Origin of the sequence: Pseudomonas sp. NY15356 (assembly GCF_048068175.1) — a bacterium.
GTDB lineage: Bacteria > Pseudomonadota > Gammaproteobacteria > Pseudomonadales > Pseudomonadaceae > Aquipseudomonas > Aquipseudomonas putida_K.
Window position 1 is genome coordinate 327,696 of record NZ_JBLUPW010000001.1, and the last position, 24,262, is coordinate 351,957.

Below are 24,262 nucleotides of genomic sequence, written 5' to 3' on the forward strand. Positions count from 1 at the left end.
TCTGCCTATGTCCCTGCGTTCAACACTCAGCGCAGCCCTGCTCGGGCTGTGCCTGTCACTTTCGTTCCTGGCCTCTGCGGCTGAGGCGCCCACCGCCGCCGGCATCCAGGGCAGCCTGGACAAGATCGCCGACCGCAAACTGCCCGAGGCCGAGCAGAAGGCCCTGCAGCAGGTGCTCGAACAGACCCTGAGCCTGCTCGCAAGCCAAGAGGACAACACACGCAAGCTGGCCGACCTCAAGCAGCAGATCGCCGGCGCGCCCAACGAAATCCGCGAAAGCCAGCGCGAGCTTGCCAAGCTCAAGGACAGCAAGACCGTGCCGGTGGCCCAGCGTTATGCAAGCCTGGCCGTGCCCCAACTCGAGCAGATGCTCGGCGAGCGCAGTGCCCAGCAGGGCGACCTGCAAAAGGCGCTGTCGGAGGCCAACAGCCTGATCATCAATTCCCAGACCCGCCCGGAGCGGGCCCAGGCCGAGATCAGCAGCAGCCAGACGCGCATCCAGCAGATCAACAACAGCCTCAAGAGCGGCAAGGACAACGGCAAGCCGCTGACCGCCGACCTGCGCAACCAGCTCACCGCCGAGCTTGCCGCCCTCGACAGCCGGATCCTGCTGCGCCGCCAGGAGATGGCCAGCAACAGCCTGCTGCAGGACCTGGGCAACGCCCGTCACGACCTTTTGATCGAACGCGCCACGCGCCTGGAGCAGGAGATCCAGGACCTGCAGACGCTGATCAACGACAAGCGCCTGGCCCAGTCCCAGCAGACCGTCACCCAGCAGTCGATCGAGGCGCAGAAGGCTGGCGGCAGCACCTTGCTGGCCAACGAAAGCACGGCCAACCTCAAGCTCTCCGACTACCTGCTCAGAAGCACCGACCGCCTCAACGAGGTCACCCAGCAGAACCTGCGCACCAAGCAGCAGCTCGACAGCCTGACCCAGGCCGACCAAGCCCTGGACGAGCAGATCGACGTGCTCAAGGGCAGCCTGTTGCTGTCGAAGATCCTGTACAAGCAGAAGCAATCCCTGCCGCACCTGAAGGTCGACCGCGACCTGGCCGACCAGATCGCCGACATCCGCCTGTACCAGTTCGAGGTCAACCAGCAGCGCGAGCAGATCAGCAGCCCGTCCACCTATGTCGACAAGCTGCTGGCCAACCAGCCCGGTGAAGACGCCACGCCCCAGCTGCGCAAGGCCTTGCTCGAAGTGGTGATCACCCGCAGCGACCTGCTCGAGCGCCTGAACCGTGAACTGTCGGCCTTGCTCAACGAGTCCATCACCCTGCAGCTGAACCAGAAGCAGTTGCTCGGTACCGCCCAGAACCTGCGCACCACCCTGGAAGAGCAGATGTTCTGGATCCCCAGCAACAAGCCCCTGGACTGGGAATGGCTGAGCTATGTACCGCAGCGTCTCGCTGACCAGGTGGCCAACCTGCCGTGGGGTTCGGGCATCAAGGAGCTGGCCGATGGCCTGGTCCAGCGGCCGCTGCTGTTCCTGCCGTTGTTGCTGGTGATCGGCGCGCTGCTGTGGCGGCGCAAGTACCTGTACCAGCGCCTGGGCAAGGTACACCAGGACATCGGCCATTTCCGCCGCGACAGCCAGTGGCACACGCCCCAGGCGATCTTGATCAACATTCTCCTGGCCCTGCCGGTCGCCCTCGGCCTGGCCCTGGCCGGCTACGCCCTGCAGATCGACGCCCGGGGGCAGAACGCCAACCTGGGCGCCGCCCTGTGGCAGATCGCCCAGGCCTGGCTGGTGTTCTACACCGCCTACCGTATCCTCGCCCCAGGCGGTGTGGCCGAGATCCACTTCCGCTGGTACAAGCCTCAGGTCGAATTCCTGCGCGGCTGGGTACGCCGCCTGGGTACCGTGGTGCTGGCCCTGGTCGGCGTGGTAGCGGTGGCCGAGCACCAGCCTTCGGCCCTGGCCGACGACGTGCTGGGCATCGGGGTGGTCCTGACCTGCTATGCCCTGATGGCCTGGCTGCTCAGCCGCCTGCTGCTCAGCAGCCCGGCGCACCGCGACACCTCGCTGTTCCGCAAGGCAGTCGGGGTGGCCTTCACCGCGCTGCCCATCGCCCTGTTCGTGGCGGTGTGCTTCGGCTACTACTACACCGCCCTGAAGCTCACCGACCGGCTGATCTACACCTTGTACCTGCTGCTGTTCTGGCTGGTGATCGAGGCGGCGTTCGTGCGCGGCCTGTCGGTGGCCGCGCGGCGCCTGGCCTACCAGCGCGCGCTGAGCAAGCGCCAGGCCGTCAAGGAAGGGCTCGACGGCGAAGTGATCACCGAAGAGCCGACCCTGGACATCGAACAGGTCAACCAGCAGTCCCTGCGCCTGATCCGTCTGGCCCTGCTGGGTGGCTTCATCGGTGGCCTGTACTGGGTCTGGTCGGACCTGATCACCGTGTTCTCCTACCTCAACAACGTGACCCTGTACGAATACAGCAGCGGCACCGGCGCGGCGGCGAGCATGGTGCCGATCAGCCTCGGCGACCTGCTCGGCGCCCTGGTGATCGCCGGCATCACCGTGGCCCTGGCCAGCAACCTGCCCGGCCTGCTCGAAGTGCTGGTGCTGTCGCGCCTGAACCTTGCCCAGGGCAGCGCCTACGCCATCACCACGCTGCTCTCCTATGTGATCGCCGGGGTCGGCATCGTCAGCACCCTGGCCACGCTCGGAGTGAGCTGGGACAAGCTGCAATGGCTGGTGGCAGCCCTGTCCCTGGGGCTTGGCTTCGGCATGCAGGAGATCTTCGCCAACTTCATCTCCGGCATCATGATTCTCTTCGAGCGCCCGGTGCGCATCGGCGATACCATCACCATCGGCAACCTGTCGGGCACGGTGAGCAAGATCCGCATCCGGGCGACCACCATCACCGACTTCGATCGCAAGGACATCATCGTCCCCAACAAGACCTTCATCACCGGCCAGCTGATCAACTGGTCGCTGACCGACACGGTCACCCGGGTCACCCTGAAGCTTGGCATCGACTACGGCTCGGACCTGGACCTGGTGCGCGACCTGCTGCTCAAGGGCGCCCATGAAAACCCCCGGGTGCTCAAGGACCCGGAGCCGATCGTGTACTTCCTCAACTTCGGCGAGAGCTCGCTGGACCATGAACTGCGCATGCACGTGCGCGACCTGGGCGACCGCAACCCGACGCTCGATGAGCTCAACCGCTACATCAGCCGCGAATTCAAGGCCCATGGCATCAAGATCTCGGTGCGCCAGGTGGAGGTGTTCCTGATCGACACCAAAGGTGGCAAGCAACAGCTGGTGCCGGCGGAAAACCTGAAACCGGATGGCACTGCATCGGCCTGAGTACACTCGAATACTTTATTCTGTGCAGAATCCTTGCGAGGGCTGCGCCCTCGTTCGCGGGGCAAGCCCGCTCCTACAGGTTCCGCGCGTCCCTTGTAGGAGCGGGCTTGCCCCGCGACGGGCCGCAACGCGGCCCCTCAGCCCCAAAGCCCAGGAGCAGGCCCCGTGAAAGCCCTCGACCAACTGACCTTCGACAACCGCTTCGCCCGCCTGGGCGACGCCTTCTCCACCGAGGTGCTGCCCGACCCCATCGCCGAGCCACGCCTGGTGGTGGCCAGCGAGGCGGCCATGGCCCTGCTCGACCTGGACCCGGCCCAGGCCGAACTGCCGGTGTTTGCCGAGCTGTTCAGCGGCCACAAGCTGTGGGAAGAGGCCGACCCGCGTGCCATGGTCTATTCCGGCCACCAGTTCGGCTCCTACAACCCGCGCCTGGGCGATGGCCGTGGCCTGCTGCTGGGCGAAGTCCTCAACGACGCCGGCGAGCACTGGGACCTGCACCTCAAGGGCGCCGGCCAGACGCCCTATTCGCGCATGGGCGACGGCCGCGCCGTGCTGCGTTCCTCGATCCGTGAATTCCTCGCCTCCGAGGCCTTGCACGCCCTGGGCATTCCCAGCAGCCGCGCCTTGTGCGTGATCGGCTCGAGCACCACAGTCTGGCGCGAAACCCGTGAAAGCGCTGCCATGCTCCTACGCCTGGCCCAGAGCCACATCCGCTTCGGCCATTTCGAGTACTTCTACTACACCCGCCAGCCCGAGCAGCAGAAGGTGCTCATCGACCATGTGCTGGAACACCACTACCCCGAGTGCCAGGACGCAGAGCAGCCGTACCTGGCGATGTTCCGCACCATCGTCGAGCGCAACGCCGAGCTGATCGCCTACTGGCAGGCCTACGGTTTCTGCCACGGGGTGATGAACACCGACAACATGTCGATCCTGGGCATCACCTTCGACTTCGGCCCATACGCCTTCCTCGACGATTTCGACGCCAACTTCATCTGCAACCACTCCGATGACCGCGGCCGCTACAGCTATTCCAACCAGGTGCCCATCGCCCACTGGAACCTGAGCGCCCTGGCCCAGGCCCTGACCACCGTGATCGAAGTGGAGCCGCTCAAGGAGGCCCTGGGGCTGTTCCTGCCGCTGTACCAGGCCCACTACCTGGACCTCATGCGCCGGCGCCTGGGCCTGACCACCGCCGAGGACGACGATATGGCACTGGTCGAGCGCCTGCTGCAACGCATGCAAAGCGGCGGTGTGGACTACAACCTGTTCTTCCGCAAGCTGGGCGACCGACCGGTGGCCGATGCCCTGAAGGTGGTACGCGACGACTTCATCGACCTGGCCGGTTTCGATGCGTGGAGCCAGGACTACCTGGCCCGCTGTGAACGCGAACCCACCAATGCCGAAGGCCGGCGCGCGCGCATGCATGCGGTCAACCCGCTGTACATCCTGCGCAACTACCTGGCGCAAAAGGCCATCGAAGCGGCCGAAGCCGGGGACTACGGCGAAGTGCGGCGCTTGCACCAGGTGCTGTGCAAACCATTCGAGGAGCAACCGGGGATGCAAGCCTATGCCGAGCGGCCGCCGGAGTGGGGCAAGCATCTGGAAATCAGTTGCTCATCCTGAAGATCACCTACTCCTGTAGGAGCGGCCTTGTGCCGCGATGGGGCGCGCAGCGGCCCTAGGACCAGCGAACGCGGTGCATCAGGATCAGGACCGCTTCGCGCCCCATCGCGGCACAAGGCCGCTCCTACAAGGGGCGCGCAAGACTTGAAGAGGAAACACCATGTCCGACCCAATGCTAATCCCATGCCCCCACTGCAATGGCCTCAACCGCCTGCCGGCCGAGCGACTGGGCGATGCCCCCAAATGCGGCCGCTGCAAACAGGACGTACTGCTGGGTAAGCCCTTCGACCTTACCGAGCGCAGCTACGCCAGCCAGATCAAAGGCGACCTGCCCCTGTTGCTTGATGTCTGGGCCGACTGGTGCGGCCCGTGCAAATCCTTCGCTCCGGTCTTCGAACAGGCCGCCCGCCAACTCACCGGCCGCTGCCGCCTGGCCAAGCTCGACAGCGAGGCCAACCGCAACCTGGCCGCGCAGCTGGGCATCCGCTCGATCCCCAGCCTGATCCTGTTCAGGAACGGCCGCGAAGTCGGTCGCCAGGCAGGGGCGTTTCCCCTCCAGTCGTTGCTGGAGTGGTTGCGTAGCCAGGGGGTCTAGGCGTTTTCTTCGAGCAGCGCATGCAGCTCGACGAACTGCTGGGTCAACTTGTGCCGCGGCTCCAGATGGATCAGCGGCAAGCTGGCGTGGTGCGACTCGCGCATCTTCACCGAACTGCCCAGGTACACCGGCAATACCGGCAGGCCCTCGGCCAGCAGCTCGTCGAGCATCTGCTGCGGCAGGCTGGCCCGTGACTGGAACTGGTTGACGACGATACCTTCGACCACCAGCTCCTCGTTGTGGTCATCCTTGAGCTCCTCGATCTCCGCCAACAGCCCATACAGGGCCTGGCGTGAGAAGCTGTCGCAATCGAAAGGAATCAGTACGCGATCCGCTGCGATCAGCGCGGAAACGGCATAGAAGTTCAACGCAGGCGGGGTGTCGATGTAGATCCGCTCGTAATCCTCGTCGAGCTCGTCGAGCAACTTACGCAGCTTGTTGATCTTGTGCTTGGCCTCGAGCTTGGGCTGCAGGTCGGCCAGCTCCGGCGTGGCGGTGATCACGTGCAGGTTGTCGAACGGCGTTTCGTAGATATCCACCCGGTTCTTCTTGGCGAACGGCCCGCTGGAAAGGGTCTGCTTGAAGAAATCGGCGATGCCCATGGGAATATCCTCGCCGGTGAGCCCGGTGAGGTACTGGGTCGAGTTGGCCTGGGCATCCAGGTCCACCAGCAAGGTCCGGTAGCCTTCATTGGCACTGACCGCCGCCAGGTTGCAGGCAATGCTCGACTTGCCCACGCCCCCTTTCTGATTGAATACCACGCGCCGCATGGGAGACCTCCGTGTATCAACGAATGCCCGAGTATGTGGCCCGCGCATGACAATGACCAGTACCGCCTGCCTCAACCTTCCTACCTGCAGGCCGATATATTGCCTACACCGTTCATCGGAAAATGCCGGCAAACGATAGAACCTTTCATCCCTGGCCGGCGACTTGCCCGTTCGCCATTGTCCAACGGGTATTTGCTACAGATCGCCTGCACCGGGATAATGCGCGCCACTCGACGAGCACCAACCCCTGTCAGGTCATTGTTCCGACGCATTCCTTGGCCAAAGGAAGTCTTTCAGGGCGGGAACCAGACACATCGTGATCACTTTCAACATCAGCCAATGGCGCGCCTGGGCCCCTGGCCTGCAGACGCCTGCTGACTGGCGTGCCTGGGCCGAGGGTAGGTCACTGCCGCAGGGCGACGGCCCTGCGCCGGACGTTTCGTTCCTGCCAGCCCTGCAACGCAGGCGCCTGGGCCTGTTGGCACGCATGGCGTTCGCCGTCGGCTGGCCATTGGCCGAGGGCCACGACGCGCTGCCGCTGGTATATGCCTCGCGCCATGGCGAAACGCCGCGCACCTTCTCCATGCTCGGCGAACTCGCCCAGGGCCAGCCACTTTCGCCGACGCAGTTCAGCCTCTCGGTGCACAACGCGGTGATCGGGCTGTGGTCGATCATCCGTGGCCAGACCTGCGAGATGACCGCCCTGGCCGCCGCAGGCGATGGTTTCGAGCAAGGGCTCCTGGAGGCCGCCGGCCTGCTGCACGACGGTGCACCGGCAGTGCTGCTGATCGTGGCCGAGGAGACGCCGCCCGTGGCCTACAGCCCATGGGTCGGGGATGTGCCTTTCAGCTATGCCCTCGGCCTGTTGCTCACCCCCGGCAGCCAGTGGCGCCTGGACATGGCCCCCGGCAGCAGCGCCACACCCGTCGCCCTGCCCCACGCCCTGAACTGGCTGAAGAACCTGCTCGCCGGCCAAACCCGACTCACCCACCCAGGAGCCCTGCGGTCATGGAACTGGCATCGGCTCGCGTGAACAGGCCAACGGACGCCTACCCCTGGCGCCTGCTGGCGACCGCGCTGAGCTTCGCCGTTTTCGGTATCGGCGGCCTGTGCCTGCGCGTGCTGGTATTCCCGTTGCTGGCCTGTCTGCCCGGTGGCGTGGCGCGTCATCAACGCCGTGCGCGACGCACCATCGGCGGGCTGTTCTGGCGTTTCATCCGCTTCATGCGCGTCACCGGCGTGCTGACCTATGAGGTGGAGGGAGCCGAGCGCCTGGGGCGCCCCGGCCAGCTGATCATCGCCAACCACCCCTCGCTGATCGACGTGGTGTTCCTCATCGGCCTGGCGCGCAACGCCAACTGCGTGGTGAAGCAGAGCCTGTTCGACAACCCGTTCACCCGCGGCCCGGTGCGTGAAGCGGGCTATATCGGCAACGACGGCAGCCTGCAGATGCTGGAAACCGCCGCCGCGACCCTGCGCCAGGGCCAGCCGCTGATCATCTTCCCCGAAGGCACCCGTACCCCGCCCGGCCAGGCCCCGGCCTTTCATCGTGGCGCCGCGGCCATCGCCCTGCGCGGTGCGAAAATCATCACACCGGTGACGATCAGCGTCAGCCCCAGCACACTGACCAAGCATGAGCCCTGGTACCGCATCCCGCACCGCCGCGTGCACTTTCGCCTACGCGTCGGCGCCGACATCGACCCGGCCACCTTCGCCGCGCTGGGCCCGGCACCGGTGGCCTCGCGCCGCCTCAACGACTACCTGCACCAGTACTTCTTCAAGGAGCTCGCCGAAGATGAGCGATCCACACAACCTGCACCGTGATATCAAGCAACTGATCATCGACGCCCTGGGCCTGGAGGACATCGGCGTCCAGGACATCGATGACCAGCAGCCGCTGTTCGGCGAAGGCCTGGGCCTGGATTCGGTGGATGCCCTGGAACTGGGCCTGGCCCTGCAGAAGCGCTTCGGCATCAAGATCGATGCCGACGCCAAGGACACCCGTTCCCATTTCACCAATGTCGCCACCTTGGCGGCATTCATCACTGCCCGACAGGCTGCCTGAGACCGCACCATGCAAAACCGCGAAGCCATCTTCAACCTCCTGCGCGATGCCCTGGTCGAGCTGTTCGAACTCGATCCGGCCAGCATCCGCCCGGAGTCCCACCTCTACCAGGACCTGGAAATCGACAGCATCGACGCTATCGATTTGATCGACCATATCAAGCGCCAGACCGGCAAGAAGATCACCGCCGAGGACTTCAAGTCCGTGCGCACCGTCGAGGATGTGGTCGAGGCGGTGCACCGCCTGGTGAATTCCGCCGCATGAAGCGCCTGGTCGGCCTCGGCCTGGTGCTGGCCGGGGTGCTCTACCCCTTCGCCGTGCACTACGGCCTGGCCCGTTTCGCCCCCTGGCAGTTCGCCCTGGTGCTCGCCGCACTGTGGCTGGCCCGCGCCTTGGGCGCGCCGCGCCGGCCCGGCAACCTGTGGATGACTACCATCGCCCTGGCCTTCTGCGCGCTGCTGGCATTGTCCGACAGCCGCCAGCTGCTGCGCTGGTACCCGGTGCTGGTCAATGGGTTCCTGCTGGCGCTGTTCGCCTCCAGCCTCAGGTACGGGCCACCGTTAGTGGAACGCCTGGCACGCCTGCGCGAGCCGCAGCTGCCTGCCGCCGCCATTGCCTACACACGCCGGGTAACGCAGGTCTGGTGCCTGTTCTTCCTGGCCAACGGGCTGATCGCCGCAGGCCTGACCCTGTGGGCGCCGCTGGCCTGGTGGACCCTCTACAACGGCCTGATCGCCTATCTGGCCATGGGGCTGCTGTTCGCCGTGGAATGGCTGGCCAGGCAACGTATGCGAGCACGCTCATGAACTGGATCGAACCCCAGCATTTGCTGCGGCCACAGGCCGCCCCTCGGGTCGTTACCCGCGCGCCTGCGCTGGACCACGCCACCCTCTGCCAGGCCGCCCTGTGCCTGGCAGGTGGCCTGCGCGAACGTGGCGTGCAGCGCCTGGCGGTGCATCTGGAGGATGCCGGCGAACTGGCCATTGCCTTGCTGGGCGCCTGGCGAGCCGGGGCCCAGGTACTACTGCCCGCCGACCTGCAGGCACAGACCCGTGCGCGCTGGAGCGACCAGGTCGATCTGTGGCTCAGCGACCAGCCGGGCGACCACAGCCTGGCGTCGCTTTCAGGCGTACCGCTGGCACCTGCCGACCTGGACCTGGACGCCTGCCGGATCAGCCTGTGCACCTCAGGCTCCAGCGGCGAGCCCAAGCGCATCGACAAGCAACTGCGCCAGCTGGCCAATGAAGTGCAAGCCCTTGAGCGCCTCTGGGGCTCTGACCTGGGCGATGCCTGGATCATCGGCAGCGTCGCCACCCAACACATCTACGGGTTGTTGTTCCGCGTCCTCTGGCCGCTGTGCGCCGGGCGCGGCTTCCTGCGTCGCCAACTGCCCTTCCCGGAGGACCTGCAGCGTGCCAGCCGCGAACAGCCGGGCTTCGCCTGGGTGGCGAGCCCGGCACTGCTCAAGCGCATGGGCGACAACCTCGATTGGCCGGCCCTGGGCCAAGTGCGCCGGGTGTTCTCCTCCGGCGGCGCCCTGCCCGAGGACGCCGCGCAGCAGTTGCATCGGCGCCTGGGCCAGTGGCCGGTGGAAATCCTCGGAAGCTCCGAGACCGGTGGCATCGCCTGGCGCGAGGGCGATGCCCCATGGCGTCCGTTCGAAGGCATTACCTTGAGCCAGTCGGCGGACGGCGCCCTGTGTGTCGCCTCGCCCTACCTGCCGCAAGGCCATGTCGAACACACCGCCGATGCCGTGCAGTTCACCGACGATGGCCGCTTCCACCTGCTTGGGCGCCTGGACCGTATCGTCAAGCTTGAAGAAAAGCGCATCTCGCTGCCGCTGCTGGAGCAGGCGCTGTGCGCCCATGAATGGGTCAGCGAAGCGCGACTGGGCGTTGTGCAGCAAGGCCGTGCGTTCCTCGGCGTCTTGCTCGTGCCCAGCCCCGCTGGCCTGCATCAGCTGCGTACCCAGGGGCGTCGTGCCCTGCTCGATACGCTGCGCCAGCACCTGGCGCAACATTGCGAGCGCCTGGCCCTGCCACGGCGCTGGCGCCTGCTGCGGCAACTGCCGCTCAACGGCCAGGGCAAGCTTCCCCAGGCGCAGGTCCAAGCACTGCTGCAGGCCCCACGCAACAATGCTCCGGACGTGCTCCAGGCGACACCTGACGACCAGCAACTGAGCCTGCGCCTGGCGGTACCGGCGGACCTGGCCTGCTTCACCGGTCACTTTCCCACCACCCCCATTCTGCCCGGCGTGGTGCAGGTCGACTGGGCCATGACCCTGGCCACGCCCCTGCTGCCGCAAGGGCTGCACTTCGCCGGCATGGAAGTGCTGAAGTTCCAGCAACTGGTTCGCCCAGGCGACGAGCTGGAGCTGACCCTGCGCTACGATGCCCAGCGCGGCAAGCTGTACTTCACCTACGCCAGCAACGGCCAGGCCTGCTCCAGTGGCCGTATTCTCCTGGAGCCCGGCCGTGCATAAGCCTTGCGCCGTGATCCCGGTATACGACCATGAACACGCCGTGCCGGCGGTGGTCACCCAGGTGCTCGGCACCGGGTTGCCTTGCGTGCTGGTGGATGATGCCAGCCACGCGCCTTGCGCCGAGGTGCTGGACCAGTTGGCCAGGCAAGAACAGGTGTTCCTGGTGCGCCTGGCCGTCAACCAGGGCAAGGGCGGCGCGGTGATGGCCGGCCTGCGCGAAGCCGCCCGGCTGGGCTTCACCCATGCCTTGCAGGTGGACGCCGATGGCCAGCACGACCTTGCCGATGTCCACGCATTCCTGGCCGACTCGAGGGCTTGCCCACAGGCCTTGGTGTGCGGTTATCCACAGTACGACGCCAGCGTGCCCAAGGGGCGCCTCTATGGGCGCTACCTGACCCACGTCTGGGTGTGGATCAACACCTTGTCGCTGGCCATCCCGGACTCGATGTGCGGGTTTCGCGTGTACCCGCTCGCCCCCACCCTGGCGTTGCTGGACAGGGTACGCCTCGGGCAGCGCATGGATTTCGACACGGAGGTCCTGGTGCGCCTGGCCTGGCGCGGGCAGCCGATGCGCTGGCGGCCGATCCGGGTGCATTACCCGAGCGATGGCGTCTCGCATTTTCGCCTGCTGCACGACAACGTGCTGATCTCGCGGATGCACGCCCGGCTGTTCTTCGGCATGCTGCTGCGCGCACCGCGAATCCTCTGGCGCAGGTGGCGACGATGAACCGCCCTTCCCGGCACTGGGCCGAACAGGGTGAACGCGGCAGCTTCTGGCTGATGAAGCTGACCGCCGTGCTGGTGCGCCTGCTCGGCCGACGCCTGCTCAGCCCGTTGATCCATGGCATCGTGCTGTATTTCTTCCTGTTCGGTCGCAAGGCCCGGCGTAGCGCCTGGCAGTACCAGCAACGGCTGGCCGCCTGGAGCGGCGGCCAGGTACCGGCACCGACCCATGGGCGAGTGTTTGGCCAGTTCATGGCCTTCGCCGACGCCTTGCTGGACAAGCTGGACGCCTGGAACGGCCGCCTGCGCCTTGAAGATATCGAGATCGACGACCCCAGCCAGCTGCGCCGGCAATTGCGCGGCAGCCGTGGGCAGATGCTGGTCGGCGCACACCTGGGCAACCTGGAAGTCTGCCGGGCCCTGGCGGAGCTGGGCGAGCGGGTGACCATGAACGTGCTGGTGCACACCCGCCATGCCGAACGCTTCAATCGCCTGCTGGGCGAGGCCGGCGCCAGCCACCTGCGGCTGATCCAGGTCAGCGAGCTGGACCCGGCGATCATGCTGCAACTGTCCGAGCGCCTGGAGCGCGGCGAATGGCTGGCCATCGCCGGCGACCGCGTGCCTTTGCACGGCAGCCGCACCGTGGCCGTGGATTTTCTCGGCCACCGGGCGCCCTTCCCCCAAGGCCCCTGGCTGCTGGCGGGCCTGCTGGGCTGCCCGGTCAACCTGCTGTTCTGCCTCAAGCACCAGGGCCGCTACCGGATCACCCTGGAGCCATTCGCCGAGCGCCTGCAGTGGCGCCGCGACCTGCGCGAGCAGGTGATTGCCGAATGGGCCGGGCGCTATGCCGCCCGCCTGGGCCATTATTGTCTGCAGGCCCCTGGCCAGTGGTTCAACTTCTACCCTTTCTGGAACGACGATGACGACGCATCCCCATGAGCCCGTGACCTTTGGCGAGGCCCCGCTCGCCATCGAGGACATCCTGGCCCTGAGCCAACGCCAGGCCCGCCCGCTGTTGCAGGAAGACGCCGCGTACCGCGAGCGCATCGCCCGCGGCGCGCGTTTCGTCGACAGCCTGCTGGACAAGGAAGGGGTGATCTACGGCGTCACCACTGGCTATGGCGACTCCTGCGTGGTGGCCGTGCCGCTGGAGCATGTCGAGGCCTTGCCGCGCCATCTGTACACCTTCCACGGCTGCGGCCTTGGCCGGCTGCTTGACGCGCCAGCCACACGGGCGGTGCTGGCGGCCCGGCTGCGCTCGCTGAGCCACGGCATGTCGGGGGTGCGCGTGGCGTTGCTGGAGCGCCTGCAGGCATTTCTCGAGCACGACATCCTACCGCTGATTCCCGAGGAAGGCTCGGTCGGCGCCAGCGGCGACCTGACACCGCTGTCCTATGTCGCCGCGGCCCTGTCGGGCGAGCGCGAAGTGATGTACCAGGGGCAGCGCCGCGACAGCGCCGATGTACACCGCGAGCTGGGTTGGCAGCCCTTGGTGCTACGCCCCAAGGAAGCCCTGGCGCTGATGAACGGCACCGCGGTGATGACCGGCCTGGCCTGCCTGGCCTATGCCCGCGCGGATTACCTGCTGCACCTGGCCACGCGCATCACGGCGCTGAACGTCATCGCCCTGCAAGGCAACCCCGAGCACTTCGACGAGCGCCTGTTCGCCGCCAAGCCACACCCCGGCCAGAACCAGGTCGCCGCCTGGTTGCGCCAGGACCTGGCCATCGAGGCCCCGGCGGCGCCCCTGCATCGCTTGCAGGATCGCTACTCGCTGCGTTGCGCGCCCCATGTGCTGGGCGTGCTGGCCGACAGCCTGGGCTGGTTGCGCAGCTTCATCGAGACCGAGCTCAACAGCGCCAACGACAACCCGATCATCGACGGCGACGCCGAACGGGTGCTGCATGGCGGGCATTTCTATGGCGGCCATATCGCGTTCGCCATGGACAGCCTCAAGACCCTGGTAGCCAATGTCGCCGACCTGCTCGACCGCCAGCTGGCGCTGCTGGTGGACGCGCGCTACAACCATGGCCTGCCCAGCAACCTGTCCGGTGCCGAGCCCGAGCGCGCGATGCTCAACCATGGCTTCAAGGCCGTGCAGATCGGTGCCAGTGCCTGGACCGCCGAGGCCCTCAAGCTGACCCTGCCGGCCAGCGTGTTCTCGCGCTCCACCGAGTGCCACAACCAGGACAAGGTGAGCATGGGCACCATCGCCGCCCGGGATGCCTTGCGCGTGCTGGAGCTGAGCGAACAGGTGGCCGCAGCGACCCTGTTGGCCGCCAACCAGGGGGTGTGGCTGCGCGGCCGTGCGGCCGGTGCCAACCCGCTGCCGCCGGCACTGGCAAGCATGCATGCTGCCCTGCTGCAGGACTTCGCCCCCGTCATCGAGGACCGCGCCCTGGAGCGCGAACTGCGCCTGTGCCTGACGCGTATCGGCGAACGCCACTGGAGGCTGCATGCGTAAGCCTGGGGTATTCCATGTGGACACGGAGATCCTCGTGCCCTTCTTCGATGTCGACAGCATGCACATCGTCTGGCACGGCCACTACGTCAAGTATCTGGAGCTGGCCCGTTGCGCCCTGCTCGAACGCCTGGGCCACGACTACCCGCGCATGCAGGCCAGCGGCTACATGTGGCCGGTGATCGACCTGCAACTGCGCTACATCCGCGGCGCCACCTTCGGCCAGCGCCTGAAGGTACGTGCCAGCCTGGTGGAATGGGAGCATCGCCTGAAGATCAACTACCTGATCAGCGATGCACTCAGCGGCGAGCGCATGACCCGCGCCAGCACGGTGCAGGTCGCGGTGCACATCGACAGCGGCGAAATGCAGCTGGTCTCCCCCCAGGCCATGCTCGACGCCGTCGGCAAGGTGCTGGCATGAGGCGCCTGGCGGGTTACCTACTGATGGCCGTCTTGCTGCTGGCCGGCCCGCAGGCCATGGCGTTCAGCCTGGATGATCTGCAAAAACAGCTCGGTGCTTCGGCAGTGGTGAAGGGCCCCTTCGTCCAGGAGAAGCACTTGCGCGCCCTGCCCCAACCACTGCTGAGCCAGGGCCGCTTCGTCCTGGCCCGCGACCACGGGCTGCTCTGGCTGCTGCAGACACCGCTGCGCCAGGATTACCGCATCACCGCCGACGGCATAGCCCGGCGCGACGCCAGTGGTTGGCAGAAGCTACCCAGCCAGAGTGCCGGGGCGCAACAGAACCGCCTGTTCTTCGCCGTGCTGCAAGGCGACAGCAGTGGCCTGCAGCGCGACTTCGAGCTGAGCCTTACCGGCAATGCCGAACACTGGCAATTGCACCTGGTGCCTCGTTCGTTGCTGCTCAAGCAGGTGTTCACCCACATCGATATTGCCGGCGGGCGTTTCGTGGAGCGTATCGTGCTGGCCGAAACCCAGGGCGACAGCACCGTGCTGCGTATGCCTGGCAGCACCGGCGCCACGGCCTTGAGCGATTCGGAGCGCAGTGACTTTGCCGACTGAACGACTGCTGCCCAGGCTGTTCCTGGCCCTGTTGCTGGCCGTGCTCGCCCTGGCAAGTTGGCAATGGCATCGCGGCGCCCCCGTTTCCGCTGACCTGATGACCCTGGTGCCAGGGGCTGCGCAGGACGAACTGGTCGCGCGCGCCGAGCAGCGCATGCAGGCGCCGCTCAACCGCCAACTGCTGGTACTGGTCGGTCATGCCGACCGCCAGCAGGCGCTGGACCTGGCCGAGCGCCTGGCGGGCCAGTGGCAGGCCAGCGGCCTGTTCGAGCAGGTGCAATGGAACCTGCAGACCGACCTGCAGGCCATGCGCGCCCAGGTGCTGCAAGGCCGCCTGGCGATGCTCGGCGCCACCGACCGCCAACAGCTGCTGACACAGCCCGACACCTTCATCGAACAACGCGTGCAGGCGCTGTTCGACCCTTTCGCAGGCTTCAGCCTGCTGGCCAACCAGGACGACTGGCTGGGCCTGGGTGCGCGCGTCCAGGCCAGCCAACCCAAACCCGCCAATGTCGAGCTGGACACGGCCAGCGGCGCCCTGGTCGCCGAGGCAGGCGGCAGGCACTGGGTGATGCTGCGCGCCAGCACCCGCGACGACGCCTTCGACCTGCAGCTGCCGTTGCAGATCGCCGACCTGCTCACCATCGGCCGCCAACAGGCCGAACAGCAAGGCGCCCAACTGCTGGCCGCCAGCGGGCTGCTGCATGCGGCCAGCGGACAACGCCAGGCCAGCCGGGAAATCACCTGGGTCGGGGGCGGCGCCACCCTGGGCATCCTTCTGTTGTTGCTGCTGGCGTTCCGGCGCTGGCGGGTGCTGTTGGCCTTCGTGCCGGTGCTGGTAGGCATGCTGTTCGGCACGGTGATCTGCACGGCCCTGTTCGGCCGCGTGCATGTCATGACCCTGGTGCTGGGCTCGAGCCTGATCGGCGTGGCGGTGGACTACCCGCTGCACTACCTGTCCAAGAGCTGGAGCCTGCGCCCCTGGCACAGCTGGACAGCCGTGCGCCTGACCTTGCCCGGGCTGAGCCTGAGCCTGGCGACCACCTGCATCGGCTACCTGGCCTTGGCCTTCACACCCTTCCCGGCACTGACCCAGATCGCGGCGTTTTCCGCCGCTGGCCTGGTCGGCGCCTACCTGAGCGCGGTGTGCCTGCTGCCGGCCTTGTTCGGCGGCACGCAGCTGCGCCCGGCGCGCTTGCCGCTGCGTATCGCCCAGAGGCTGACCGACCTGCGCGAACGCGTGTTGGCCAAGGTACCGAGCGCCGTCCTGCTTGCCCTGCTGCTGGCGTTCTGCGCTGCAGGTTTGTGGCAGCTGCAGACACGAAACGACATCCGCCAGTGGGTCGGCGCACCGCCACAGCTGCTCGAAGAAGCCCAGGCCGTGGCGCGGATCACGGGCTACCAGCCGACCAGCCAGTTCTACCTGGTGCGCGCCAGCGATGAAACCCAATTGCTCGAGCGCCTGCAGACGCTGGCCGGCAAACTCGATGAACTGGTCGACCTGGGCAAGCTCAAGGGCTACATGACGCTCAGCCAGCGGGTGGCCAACCCGGCGCAGCAACAGCAGTTGCAGCAGGCCTTGGTGCAGTTGCCCGACCATTGGCAACCCCTGCTGGCCCTGGGGGTACCTGAAACAGCCTTGCGCGGCGAGCTGCAGCAACTGCAAGCCTTGCCCCTGCTGACGATCGACCAGGTACTCGCCGGGCCGCTGGGCGAAGCCTGGCGGCCGCTGTGGCTGGGCAGCACCGACGATGGCGTGGCCGCCGTCGTCAGCCTGCAAGGCCAGGGCGATGTCGCCCTGCTTCGCCTGCAGGCTCAGGATTTGCCGGGCGTGCAGTTGGTCGACCGCTTGGGCGAACTCAACCAGCTGTTCGCCGCCACCCAGGTCAGCGCCGCCGAACTCAAGCTGTTGTCCTGTGGGCTGATCCTGGTACTGCTGGTGCTGCCCTTCGGGCTGGGGGCGGCCTTGCGCATCGTCGCCCTGCCGCTGCTGGCGGCGCTGTGCAGCCTGGCCTGCCTCGGCTGGCTGGGGCAGCCACTGACCCTGTTCAGCCTGTTCGGCCTGCTGCTGGTGACCGCCATCGGCGTGGACTATGCCATCCTGATGCATGAGCGCATCGGCGGTACCGCAGTCAGTCTGCTGGGCACCTTGCTGGCGGCGGCCACCACTTGGTTGTCGTTCGGCCTGCTGGCGCTGTCCAGCACGCCAGCAGTGAGCAACTTCGGCCTGGCCGTAAGCCTGGGGCTGGTGTTCAGCTTCCTGCTGGCGCCTTGGGCGGCGAGCCGTGAGCAAGGGACATAGCGCCATGAAACACCTGTTGACCGTGATGATGCTGTTGCTGCTCGGTGCCTGCGCCTGGCAGCCACCCCTGCCCGAGCAACTGCCCCCGCTCGATCTGCCGCGCCAGTTCCATGTGCAGCAGGAACAAGGCGGCCAACGCCAGGACTGGTTGCTGGTGATCCAGCGTGAAGACGGCCATCTGCGCTGGTCGCTGCTGGACCTGCTGGGCGTTCCCCAGGCACGCCAGTTGCTCGAAGGCCAGCAGTGGCAAGCCGACGGCCTGCTGCCGCCGAACCCTGCCGCCCGCGAGCTGTTCGCCGCCATGCTGTTCGCCCTGACCCCAGAGACCCAACTGTCCCGGCTTTATCCCCGGGCCATCGGCCACGACCAGCAACGTCGCCTGCCAGGCCGCTGGCGCGTCACCTATCGCACTGCCGACGACTTCACCCTGGCCCTCGATCAAGGCCTGCGCTACTACATTTCCCCCTTGCCCAGCGAGAACGCACCATGACCGCCTTCCTCGACGCCCTGGGCCTGGTCTGTGCCCTCGGGCACGGCCAGGCCGACGTGGCCCGCCGGCTCTTTGCCGGCGACTGCTCCGGCATGCAGCTGCAGGACGGCTGGGTGCCCGGGCGCGGCCTGCCGGTAGGTGCCGTGACCGGGCCACTGCCCGAGCTGCCGCTGCCCGACCACCAGAGCCGCAACAACCGGCTGCTGCTGGCCGCCGCCTTGCAGATCGAACCGGCTATCCGGCAAGCCCTCGAGCGCCACGGCCCGCAACGGGTCGGCGTAGTGCTGGGCACCAGCACCTCGGGGATCGCCGAAGCCACCACCGGCATCGCCCATTACCTCCAGGCGGGCCGCTTCCCAGCCGACTACCGCTACGACCAGCAGGAACTCAGCGCGCCGGCGAACTTCCTGGCAGCCTGGCTGGGCCTGCAAGGGCCTGCCTACGTGTTGTCCACCGCTTGCACCTCCAGCGGCCGCGCGCTGCTCAGCGCACGGCGCCTGCTCGACCTGGGCCTGTGCGATGCCGTGCTGTGCGGTGGCGTGGACAGCCTCTGCAGCCTGACGCTCAATGGCTTCACCGCCCTGGAGGCCGTCAGTGAGCAGCGCTGCAACCCGCTCTCGGCCAACCGCGACGGTATCAACATCGGCGAAGGGGCTGCCCTGTTCCTGATGACCCGCCAAGCGACACCCGACGGGCACGGCATCGCCCTGCTCGGCGCCGGCGCCAGTTCCGATGCGTTCCATATCTCGGCACCGGACCCCAGCGGCAAGGGCGCCTTGCAGGCCATGCGCAAAGCACTGGACAATGCATGCCTGACGCCAGGGCAGGTCGATTACCTGAACTTGCATGGCACCGCCACCGTGCACAACGACGCCATGGAATGCCTGGCCGTGCACAGCCTGTTCGGCGGCCAGTTGCCCTGCTCGTCCAGCAAGCCCATGACCGGCCATACCCTGGGGGCTGCCGGCGCGCTGGAAGCCGCGTTCTGCTGGCTGAGCCTGAGCCGGCACAACCCGCAGGGCCTGTTGCCACCCCATTGCTGGGATGGCCAGCCCGACCCGGGCTTGCCGGGCCTGAACCTGGTCGATGGCCGCCAGCGCCTGCCAGCGCACGGGCCACGCCGGCTGATGAGCAATTCGTTCGCCTTCGGTGGCAACAATGTCAGCCTGATTCTCGGAGATGCCCCATGATCACTTGGCCCTTGGCCGAACTGCTGCCCCACGCCGGGGACATGATCCTCATCGAGCGCATCGACAGCTGCGACGACGAGCAGATCCACACCTGCACGACGGTTCGCCCCGATGGCCAGTTCAACCGGGCCGACGGCAGCCTGCCCGCCTGGCTTGGCCTGGAACTGATGGCCCAGAGCGTGGCAGCCTATGCCGGCTGCCAGGCGCGTCGCCAGGGGCGCCCTGTGGAAATGGGCTTTTTGCTCGGCACGCGCAAGTTCGAATGCAATGTCGAGGCGTTTCCCGCCGGTGCGCAGTTGCACATCCATGCCCTGCGTTCGCTCGAGGACGAAAACGGCATGGGCGTGTTCGAATGCCACCTGCGCGGCGAAGGCATAGATGCCAGCGCCCGCCTGAATGTCTACCGCCCGCCGCAAGCCGCCAGCTATCTGGCCGAGGCGGGCCCGGAGGAGTCGCAGCATGACTGACACCATCCTGGTCACCGGTTCCAGCCGAGGGATCGGGCGCGCCATCGCCCTGCGCCTGGCCCGCGCCGGCTTCGACCTGGCCCTGCATTGCCGCAGCGCGCGAGACGAGGCCGAAGCGGTCGCCGGCGAAGTCCGTGCCCTGGGCCGCCAGGCGCGGGTCCTGCAGTTCGATGTGGCCGACCGAGGCGGCTGTGCCGCGGCGCTCGAGGCCGATGTCGAAGCCCATGGTGCCTATTACGGCGTGGTGTGCAACGCCGGGCTGACCCGTGACGGCGCCTTCCCGGCGCTGACCGAGGACGACTGGGATACCGTCATGCGCACCAACCTCGACGGCTTCTACAACGTGCTGCACCCGCTGATCATGCCGATGATCCGCCGCCGTGCCCCTGGCCGGATCGTCTGCATCACCTCGGTGTCCGGCCTGATCGGCAACCGTGGCCAGGTCAACTACAGCGCTTCCAAGGCCGGCCTGATCGGTGCGGCGAAGGCGCTGGCCATCGAGCTGGGCAAGCGCCGCATCACGGTCAACTGCGTGGCGCCGGGCCTGATCGATACCGCCATGCTCGACGAACAGGTGCCGGTGGAGGAGCTGCTGAAGATGATCCCGGCGCAACGCATGGGCACGCCCGAGGAAGTGGCGGGCGCGGTGAACTTCCTGATGTCGGACGAGGCCGCCTACATCACCCGCCAGGTCCTGGCGGTCAACGGAGGGCTGTGCTGATGCGCCGTGTCGTGGTCACCGGCATGGCCGGCATCACTGCCCTGGGCAACGACTGGACGAGCATCGCTGCGCAGTTCGCCGCCAACCGCAGCGGGATCCGACGCATGGACGAATGGGACCGCTTCGAGGAGCTCAATACCCGCCTGGCCGGGCCCGTGGACGGCTTCCAGGTGCCCGCGCACTGGACCCGCAAGCAGCTGCGCAGCATGGGCCGGGTGAGCCGCCTGGCAGTGGCGGCTGCCGAACAGGCATTGCTCGACGCCGGGCTGCTCGACGACCCGAGCATCCGTGACGGCCGCATGGGGGTCGCCTGCGGCTCGTCGATCGGCAGCACCGAAGAGATCAAGGCCTTCGGCAACATGCTGCTCAATTCCAAGGCCGATGGCCTGAACGCCAACTCCTACGTACGCATGATGCCGCACACCACCGCGGCCAACATCAGCATTTTCTTCGGCCTTACCGGGCGCCTGATCCCTACCTCCAGTGCCTGCACCAGCGGCAGCCAGGGTATCGGCTATGCGTACGAGGCGATCAAGTACGGGCGCCTGCCGCTGATGCTCGCCGGCGGCGCCGAGGAACTGTGCCCCAGCGAGGCCATGGTCTTCGACGCGCTGTACGCCACCAGCCTGAAGAACGACACCCCGTCCCTGACCCCACGGCCCTACGACAGCGCACGGGATGGCCTGGTGGTGGGCGAAGGCGCCGGCATGCTGGTGCTCGAGGAGTTGCAGCACGCCCTGGCTCGGGGCGCTCGTATCCATGCCGAGATCGTCGGTTTCGGCAGCAACGCCGACGGCCAGCACATCACCCGCCCCGAACAGGCCACCATGCGCCGGGCCATGGAGTTGGCGCTGGAAGACGCCGACCTTGGGCCCGAGGCCATCGGCTACGTCAATGGCCATGGCACCGCCACCGAGCAAGGCGACATCGCCGAGACGCTGGCCACCCACGAGCTGTTCGGCCCGCGTATGCCGATCAGTTCGCAGAAGAGCTTCCTCGGCCATACCCTGGGGGCCTGCGGGGCGCTGGAGTCCTGGTTCAGCATCGAGATGATGAACCGCGACCAATACGTGCATACCCTGAACCTCGACCACATCGACCCCCGTTGCGGCGAGCTGGACTACCTGCGTGGCGGGTTCCGGGCCATGCAGCATGAGCATGTGATGAACAACAACTTCGCCTTTGGCGGGGTGAACACCTCGTTGGTGTTCCGACGCTGGCCGGTCGCAGGCTAGTACTGTTCACTTGAAGCGCAGCGGCGAACACCAGTGCTCTACCGGGTCAACAATTCGGCAAACGCCCTGGCCATGGCCGAACCTGCCGCCTGCCGCTGAACCAGCCATACCGCGGTCGTCGCGCCCTCATCCAGCAGGGTCCGGTACACCACGCCATCGATACGCATGCGCTGGAACGAGGCCGGCAGCACCGACACGCCCAACCCCGCCGACACCAGGCCGATGATGGTCATCGCCTCGCCCGCTTCCTGGGCGAAATGCGGGCTGAACCCGGCCTGGCGCGCCAGGCTCAGCAACTGCGCATGCAACCCGCTGCCGTAGCTGCGCGGAAAGAACACGAAGGGCTCATTGGCCAGGGCCTGCATGTACACACCCTGTTCGCTGCCCTGGGCCAGGGGATGGGAGGCATGGATCACCGCTACCAGCGGCTCGCTGAACAGTTCGGTGGCTACCAGCCCTTCGGGCAATGCCATCGGGCGCATCAGGCCGACCTCGATGGTTTCGTCGAACACCGCATCGGCCACGTCACGGCTGCTCATCTCGCGCAGGTTCAGGTGCACCGCGGGAAAGCGCTGGCGAAAGGCATGCAGCGCCTTGGGGATCCTCGACGTGAACGGCGCCGAAGAGGTGAAGCCGATCTTCATCTCGCCCAGCTCACCCAATTGCGCACGCCGGGCAACATCCGCGGCCTTTTCCACCTGGGCCAGGACCTGGCGCGCTTCTTCGAGGAACAGACGCCCGGCCTCGCTCAGCTCGACCCGGCGGTTGGTGCGCTCGAACAGGCGCGCGCCCAGTTCCTGCTCCAGGGCCTGGATCTGCTGACTCAATGGCGGTTGCGAAATGCCCAGCTGCTGGGCAGCACGACCGAAGTGCAGTTCTTCGGCCACAGCGATGAAATACCGCAGATGACGCAATTCCATGGCTCCTCCGAACAAGTCGCAGAACGTCTTAAACAGGTCGAACAATATATTGGATGTATTCATTAGTCAGCTATATGATTTTTTGCAACGCAACACCGGCCCAGCGCCCGAGGTACTCTCCGTGAAATCCGTCGTCGCCCCGCTTTCCCTCGACCCCGAGCCTGCCACGCCGGCCCGTCACGACGTCTGGATCGAAAAAGGCACGCCCGCCTTCATCAAGACCGTGCTGGCGCTGTTCAGCGGCGGCTTCGCCACCTTCGCCCTGTTGTATTGCGTACAGCCGATGATGCCCTTGCTGTCGCAGGAGTTCTCCATCAACGCCGCGCAGAGCAGCCTGGTGCTTTCGGTATCCACCGCCATGCTGGCCTTCGGCTTGCTGGTCACCGGGCCGATTTCCGACCGTATCGGCCGCAAGCCGGTCATGGTCTGCGCCTTGCTCTGCGCCGCGCTGGCAACCTTGGCCAGCGCGGTGATGCCGACCTGGGAGCTGGTACTGGCCACCCGGGCACTGGTGGGGCTGGCCTTGAGTGGCCTGGCCGCCGTGGCCATGACCTACCTGAGCGAAGAAATCCATCCACAGCACATCGGCCTGGCCATGGGCCTGTACATCGGTGGCAATGCCATCGGCGGCATGAGCGGGCGCCTGATCAGCGGCGTGCTGATCGACTTCGTCAGCTGGCACACCGCGATGCTGGCCATCGGCGGCCTGGCCCTGGTGGCGGCGTTGGTGTTCTGGAAGGTGCTGCCCGAATCCCGCAATTTCCGCCCCCAGCCCATGAACCCTCGCAGCCTGCTGGATGGCTTCGCCATGCATTTTCGTGATGCCGGCCTGCCCTGGCTGTTCCTCGAGGCCTTCCTGCTGATGGGCGCCTTCGTCACCTTGTTCAACTACATCGGCTATCGCCTGCTGGCAGGGCCCTACCACATGAACCAGGCCTTGGTGGGCCTGCTGTCGGTGGTGTACCTGTCGGGCATCTACAGCTCCGCCCAGGTCGGCGCGCTGGCGGACAAACTGGGCCGGCGCAAGGTGTTCTGGGCGAGCATCCTGGTGATGGCCGGCGGCCTGTTGCTGACCTTGGCCAACCCGCTCACGATGGTGATCCTGGGCATGCTGGTATTCACCTTCGGCTTCTTCGGCGCACACTCGGTAGCCAGCAGCTGGATCGGGCGCCGGGCATTGAAGGCCAAGGGGCAGGCATCGTCGCTGTACCTGTTCTGCTATTACGCAGGCTCCAGCGTGGCCGGGACGGCGGGTGGGGTGTTCTGGCACCAGGCCGGATGGAACGGCATCGGGTTGTTCATCGGCAGCCTGCTGGCGGTGGCGTTGCTGGTGGCGTTGCACCTGAGCAGGTTGCCACCGAAGTCTTCCACACCATCGATGTAGGAGCGGCCTTGTGCCGCGAAAGGGCCGCATAGCGGCCCCAGGGTTTCAGCGTTGTCGCAGATACCGTTGGGGCCGCTTTGCGGCCCTTTCGCGGCACAAGGCCGCTCCAGGGTTGCGCCGTTTCGTCAGTTGACGATCTCGACGATATCCACGTCCACTTCACGGCTCATCAGGTGCTTCTCCACCTCGCCGGTGAGCTTGACCTTGGTCTTGTCGTTGAACGGCGTCTGCGGCAGGTCTTCGTCATCGATCTCGACGGTGATGGTGCCGGTGTTGTCCTTGAACTCGTACTTGTCGTCGTTGTTGATCTTCTTGGTCACGAAGCCTTGCAGCACCACCGGCGTATCGTCGGCGGCGTCGTTGGCGGCGGCGACGGTGGTCACCGACTGGGCGCCGGGGCCGGTGTAGCCGGCCGCCAGGGCGGCAGTGCTGAACAATGGGGCGAGGATCAGGGCGAGGTAACGGGTTTTCATGGTGTCAGGTCCTGTTTCGGTT

The 24,262-nt window shown here is 66.6% G+C and carries 24 protein-coding genes; 21 read left to right on the forward strand and 3 right to left on the reverse strand.

All coding sequences use genetic code 11. The features are described 5' to 3' along the window. The first annotated feature begins 7 nt into the window (after positions 1 to 7). From mscK to trxC, 3 genes are all read left to right on the forward strand, one after another. Positions 8 to 3,316 (forward strand): mechanosensitive channel MscK, encoded by a 3,309-nt coding sequence (mscK, locus tag ACNFCI_RS01475; protein WP_324816972.1) that lies wholly within the window; start codon positions 8 to 10, stop codon positions 3,314 to 3,316. A 165-nt stretch (positions 3,317 to 3,481) separates the two neighbouring features. Then, positions 3,482 to 4,942 (forward strand): protein adenylyltransferase SelO, encoded by a 1,461-nt coding sequence (gene selO, locus ACNFCI_RS01480; RefSeq protein WP_084853907.1) that lies wholly within the window; start codon positions 3,482 to 3,484, stop codon positions 4,940 to 4,942. Between the two features lie 160 nt (positions 4,943 to 5,102). Beyond that, the gene (gene trxC, locus ACNFCI_RS01485; protein ID WP_416767264.1) at positions 5,103 to 5,537 is read left to right on the forward strand and encodes a thioredoxin TrxC; all 435 of its coding nucleotides are present in this window, start codon (positions 5,103 to 5,105) and stop codon (positions 5,535 to 5,537) included. On the opposite strand, the gene ACNFCI_RS01490 is transcribed toward trxC, so the two are convergent. Continuing rightward, positions 5,534 to 6,307: a ParA family protein gene (locus ACNFCI_RS01490; protein ID WP_084853905.1), complete on the reverse strand. Its 774-nt coding sequence runs from the start codon at positions 6,305 to 6,307 to the stop codon at positions 5,534 to 5,536. The two genes, trxC and ACNFCI_RS01490, sit on opposite strands and share 4 nt — an antisense overlap. A 316-nt stretch (positions 6,308 to 6,623) precedes the next feature. Between ACNFCI_RS01490 and ACNFCI_RS01495 the strand changes: the two genes are divergently transcribed. Genes ACNFCI_RS01495 through ACNFCI_RS01575 form a run of 17 tightly spaced genes read left to right on the forward strand, consistent with a single transcriptional unit; the run spans position 6,624 to position 21,463 of the window. After that, complete coding sequence (locus ACNFCI_RS01495) at positions 6,624 to 7,340, forward strand: beta-ketoacyl synthase chain length factor (protein WP_084853903.1); 717 nt, start codon at positions 6,624 to 6,626, stop codon at positions 7,338 to 7,340. Beyond that, positions 7,316 to 8,131 carry a lysophospholipid acyltransferase family protein gene (locus ACNFCI_RS01500; protein WP_084853901.1) on the forward strand — a complete coding sequence of 272 codons (816 nt, stop codon included), beginning with the start codon at positions 7,316 to 7,318 and terminating at the stop codon, positions 8,129 to 8,131. Before ACNFCI_RS01495 ends, ACNFCI_RS01500 begins: the two co-directional genes overlap by 25 nt. Next, positions 8,103 to 8,372, forward strand: a complete 270-nt coding sequence (locus ACNFCI_RS01505) for a phosphopantetheine-binding protein (RefSeq protein ID WP_084853900.1) — start codon at positions 8,103 to 8,105, stop codon at positions 8,370 to 8,372. Before ACNFCI_RS01500 ends, ACNFCI_RS01505 begins: the two co-directional genes overlap by 29 nt. Positions 8,373 to 8,381: 9 nt before the next feature. After that, the gene (locus ACNFCI_RS01510; protein ID WP_084853898.1) at positions 8,382 to 8,636 is read left to right on the forward strand and encodes an acyl carrier protein; all 255 of its coding nucleotides are present in this window, start codon (positions 8,382 to 8,384) and stop codon (positions 8,634 to 8,636) included. Then, positions 8,633 to 9,178, forward strand: a complete 546-nt coding sequence (locus ACNFCI_RS01515; protein WP_084853896.1) for a hypothetical protein — start codon at positions 8,633 to 8,635, stop codon at positions 9,176 to 9,178. The genes ACNFCI_RS01510 and ACNFCI_RS01515 overlap by 4 nt, the downstream gene beginning before the upstream one ends. Then, the gene (locus ACNFCI_RS01520; RefSeq protein ID WP_416767267.1) at positions 9,175 to 10,854 is read left to right on the forward strand and encodes an AMP-binding protein; all 1,680 of its coding nucleotides are present in this window, start codon (positions 9,175 to 9,177) and stop codon (positions 10,852 to 10,854) included. The genes ACNFCI_RS01515 and ACNFCI_RS01520 overlap by 4 nt, the downstream gene beginning before the upstream one ends. Continuing rightward, on the forward strand, positions 10,847 to 11,581 hold the full coding sequence (locus tag ACNFCI_RS01525; protein WP_084853893.1) for a glycosyltransferase family 2 protein: 735 nt from the start codon (positions 10,847 to 10,849) through the stop codon (positions 11,579 to 11,581). The genes ACNFCI_RS01520 and ACNFCI_RS01525 overlap by 8 nt, the downstream gene beginning before the upstream one ends. Continuing rightward, positions 11,578 to 12,516, forward strand: a complete 939-nt coding sequence (locus ACNFCI_RS01530) for a glycosyl transferase (RefSeq protein WP_416767269.1) — start codon at positions 11,578 to 11,580, stop codon at positions 12,514 to 12,516. Before ACNFCI_RS01525 ends, ACNFCI_RS01530 begins: the two co-directional genes overlap by 4 nt. Beyond that, entirely contained in the window at positions 12,497 to 14,041 is a 1,545-nt protein-coding gene (locus tag ACNFCI_RS01535; protein WP_416767270.1) for an HAL/PAL/TAL family ammonia-lyase, read from the forward strand. The genes ACNFCI_RS01530 and ACNFCI_RS01535 overlap by 20 nt, the downstream gene beginning before the upstream one ends. Continuing rightward, positions 14,034 to 14,459 carry an acyl-CoA thioesterase gene (locus ACNFCI_RS01540; protein ID WP_416767272.1) on the forward strand — a complete coding sequence of 142 codons (426 nt, stop codon included), beginning with the start codon at positions 14,034 to 14,036 and terminating at the stop codon, positions 14,457 to 14,459. Before ACNFCI_RS01535 ends, ACNFCI_RS01540 begins: the two co-directional genes overlap by 8 nt. Further along, a complete protein-coding gene (locus ACNFCI_RS01545; RefSeq protein ID WP_416767274.1) occupies positions 14,456 to 15,058 on the forward strand; it encodes an outer membrane lipoprotein carrier protein LolA in 603 nt (200 codons plus the stop codon). Before ACNFCI_RS01540 ends, ACNFCI_RS01545 begins: the two co-directional genes overlap by 4 nt. Beyond that, on the forward strand, positions 15,048 to 17,360 hold the full coding sequence (locus ACNFCI_RS01550; RefSeq protein ID WP_416767356.1) for an MMPL family transporter: 2,313 nt from the start codon (positions 15,048 to 15,050) through the stop codon (positions 17,358 to 17,360). The genes ACNFCI_RS01545 and ACNFCI_RS01550 overlap by 11 nt, the downstream gene beginning before the upstream one ends. A gap of 4 nt (positions 17,361 to 17,364) precedes the next feature. After that, a complete protein-coding gene (locus tag ACNFCI_RS01555; protein ID WP_416767276.1) occupies positions 17,365 to 17,850 on the forward strand; it encodes a hypothetical protein in 486 nt (161 codons plus the stop codon). Beyond that, a complete protein-coding gene (locus ACNFCI_RS01560; protein WP_416767278.1) occupies positions 17,847 to 19,040 on the forward strand; it encodes a beta-ketoacyl-[acyl-carrier-protein] synthase family protein in 1,194 nt (397 codons plus the stop codon). The genes ACNFCI_RS01555 and ACNFCI_RS01560 overlap by 4 nt, the downstream gene beginning before the upstream one ends. Further along, positions 19,037 to 19,507: a hotdog family protein gene (locus ACNFCI_RS01565; protein ID WP_324817096.1), complete on the forward strand. Its 471-nt coding sequence runs from the start codon at positions 19,037 to 19,039 to the stop codon at positions 19,505 to 19,507. The genes ACNFCI_RS01560 and ACNFCI_RS01565 overlap by 4 nt, the downstream gene beginning before the upstream one ends. Further along, the gene (gene fabG / locus ACNFCI_RS01570; protein WP_416767280.1) at positions 19,500 to 20,228 is read left to right on the forward strand and encodes a 3-oxoacyl-ACP reductase FabG; all 729 of its coding nucleotides are present in this window, start codon (positions 19,500 to 19,502) and stop codon (positions 20,226 to 20,228) included. The genes ACNFCI_RS01565 and fabG overlap by 8 nt, the downstream gene beginning before the upstream one ends. Beyond that, positions 20,228 to 21,463 (forward strand): beta-ketoacyl-ACP synthase, encoded by a 1,236-nt coding sequence (locus ACNFCI_RS01575; RefSeq protein WP_416767282.1) that lies wholly within the window; start codon positions 20,228 to 20,230, stop codon positions 21,461 to 21,463. Before fabG ends, ACNFCI_RS01575 begins: the two co-directional genes overlap by 1 nt. 38 nt (positions 21,464 to 21,501) lie before the next feature. Here ACNFCI_RS01575 and ACNFCI_RS01580 read toward each other — a convergent pair whose 3' ends face one another. Then, entirely contained in the window at positions 21,502 to 22,383 is an 882-nt protein-coding gene (locus tag ACNFCI_RS01580; protein ID WP_368828830.1) for a LysR substrate-binding domain-containing protein, read from the reverse strand. Positions 22,384 to 22,504: 121 nt separating this feature from the next. Here ACNFCI_RS01580 and ACNFCI_RS01585 point away from each other — a divergent pair, with 121 nt between their 5' ends. Further along, the gene (locus tag ACNFCI_RS01585) at positions 22,505 to 23,767 is read left to right on the forward strand and encodes an MFS transporter (protein WP_416767284.1); all 1,263 of its coding nucleotides are present in this window, start codon (positions 22,505 to 22,507) and stop codon (positions 23,765 to 23,767) included. 125 nt (positions 23,768 to 23,892) lie between these two features. On the opposite strand, the gene ACNFCI_RS01590 is transcribed toward ACNFCI_RS01585, so the two are convergent. Next, positions 23,893 to 24,240, reverse strand: a complete 348-nt coding sequence (locus tag ACNFCI_RS01590; protein WP_324817429.1) for a NirD/YgiW/YdeI family stress tolerance protein — start codon at positions 24,238 to 24,240, stop codon at positions 23,893 to 23,895. Positions 24,241 to 24,262: the final 22 nt, after the last annotated feature.

Excerpts from the sequence above, each read along its gene's own strand:
- ACNFCI_RS01510 (WP_084853898.1), top strand. The coding sequence starts at position 8,382 with ATGCAAAACCGCGAAGCCATCTTCAACCTCCTGCGCGATGCCCTGGTC.
- ACNFCI_RS01530 (WP_416767269.1), top strand. The coding sequence starts at position 11,578 with ATGAACCGCCCTTCCCGGCACTGGGCCGAACAGGGTGAACGCGGCAGC.
- ACNFCI_RS01575 (WP_416767282.1), top strand. The coding sequence starts at position 20,228 with ATGCGCCGTGTCGTGGTCACCGGCATGGCCGGCATCACTGCCCTGGGC.
- ACNFCI_RS01505 (WP_084853900.1), top strand. The coding sequence starts at position 8,103 with ATGAGCGATCCACACAACCTGCACCGTGATATCAAGCAACTGATCATC.
- ACNFCI_RS01535 (WP_416767270.1), top strand. The coding sequence starts at position 12,497 with ATGACGACGCATCCCCATGAGCCCGTGACCTTTGGCGAGGCCCCGCTC.
- ACNFCI_RS01520 (WP_416767267.1), top strand. The coding sequence starts at position 9,175 with ATGAACTGGATCGAACCCCAGCATTTGCTGCGGCCACAGGCCGCCCCT.
- ACNFCI_RS01515 (WP_084853896.1), top strand. The coding sequence starts at position 8,633 with ATGAAGCGCCTGGTCGGCCTCGGCCTGGTGCTGGCCGGGGTGCTCTAC.
- ACNFCI_RS01565 (WP_324817096.1), top strand. The coding sequence starts at position 19,037 with ATGATCACTTGGCCCTTGGCCGAACTGCTGCCCCACGCCGGGGACATG.
- ACNFCI_RS01580 (WP_368828830.1), bottom strand. The coding sequence starts at position 22,383 with ATGGAATTGCGTCATCTGCGGTATTTCATCGCTGTGGCCGAAGAACTG.
- ACNFCI_RS01500 (WP_084853901.1), top strand. The coding sequence starts at position 7,316 with ATGGAACTGGCATCGGCTCGCGTGAACAGGCCAACGGACGCCTACCCC.
- ACNFCI_RS01540 (WP_416767272.1), top strand. The coding sequence starts at position 14,034 with ATGCGTAAGCCTGGGGTATTCCATGTGGACACGGAGATCCTCGTGCCC.
- mscK (WP_324816972.1), top strand. The coding sequence starts at position 8 with ATGTCCCTGCGTTCAACACTCAGCGCAGCCCTGCTCGGGCTGTGCCTG.
- ACNFCI_RS01490 (WP_084853905.1), bottom strand. The coding sequence starts at position 6,307 with ATGCGGCGCGTGGTATTCAATCAGAAAGGGGGCGTGGGCAAGTCGAGC.
- ACNFCI_RS01545 (WP_416767274.1), top strand. The coding sequence starts at position 14,456 with ATGAGGCGCCTGGCGGGTTACCTACTGATGGCCGTCTTGCTGCTGGCC.
- ACNFCI_RS01555 (WP_416767276.1), top strand. The coding sequence starts at position 17,365 with ATGAAACACCTGTTGACCGTGATGATGCTGTTGCTGCTCGGTGCCTGC.
- fabG (WP_416767280.1), top strand. The coding sequence starts at position 19,500 with ATGACTGACACCATCCTGGTCACCGGTTCCAGCCGAGGGATCGGGCGC.
- trxC (WP_416767264.1), top strand. The coding sequence starts at position 5,103 with ATGTCCGACCCAATGCTAATCCCATGCCCCCACTGCAATGGCCTCAAC.
- ACNFCI_RS01560 (WP_416767278.1), top strand. The coding sequence starts at position 17,847 with ATGACCGCCTTCCTCGACGCCCTGGGCCTGGTCTGTGCCCTCGGGCAC.
- ACNFCI_RS01590 (WP_324817429.1), bottom strand. The coding sequence starts at position 24,240 with ATGAAAACCCGTTACCTCGCCCTGATCCTCGCCCCATTGTTCAGCACT.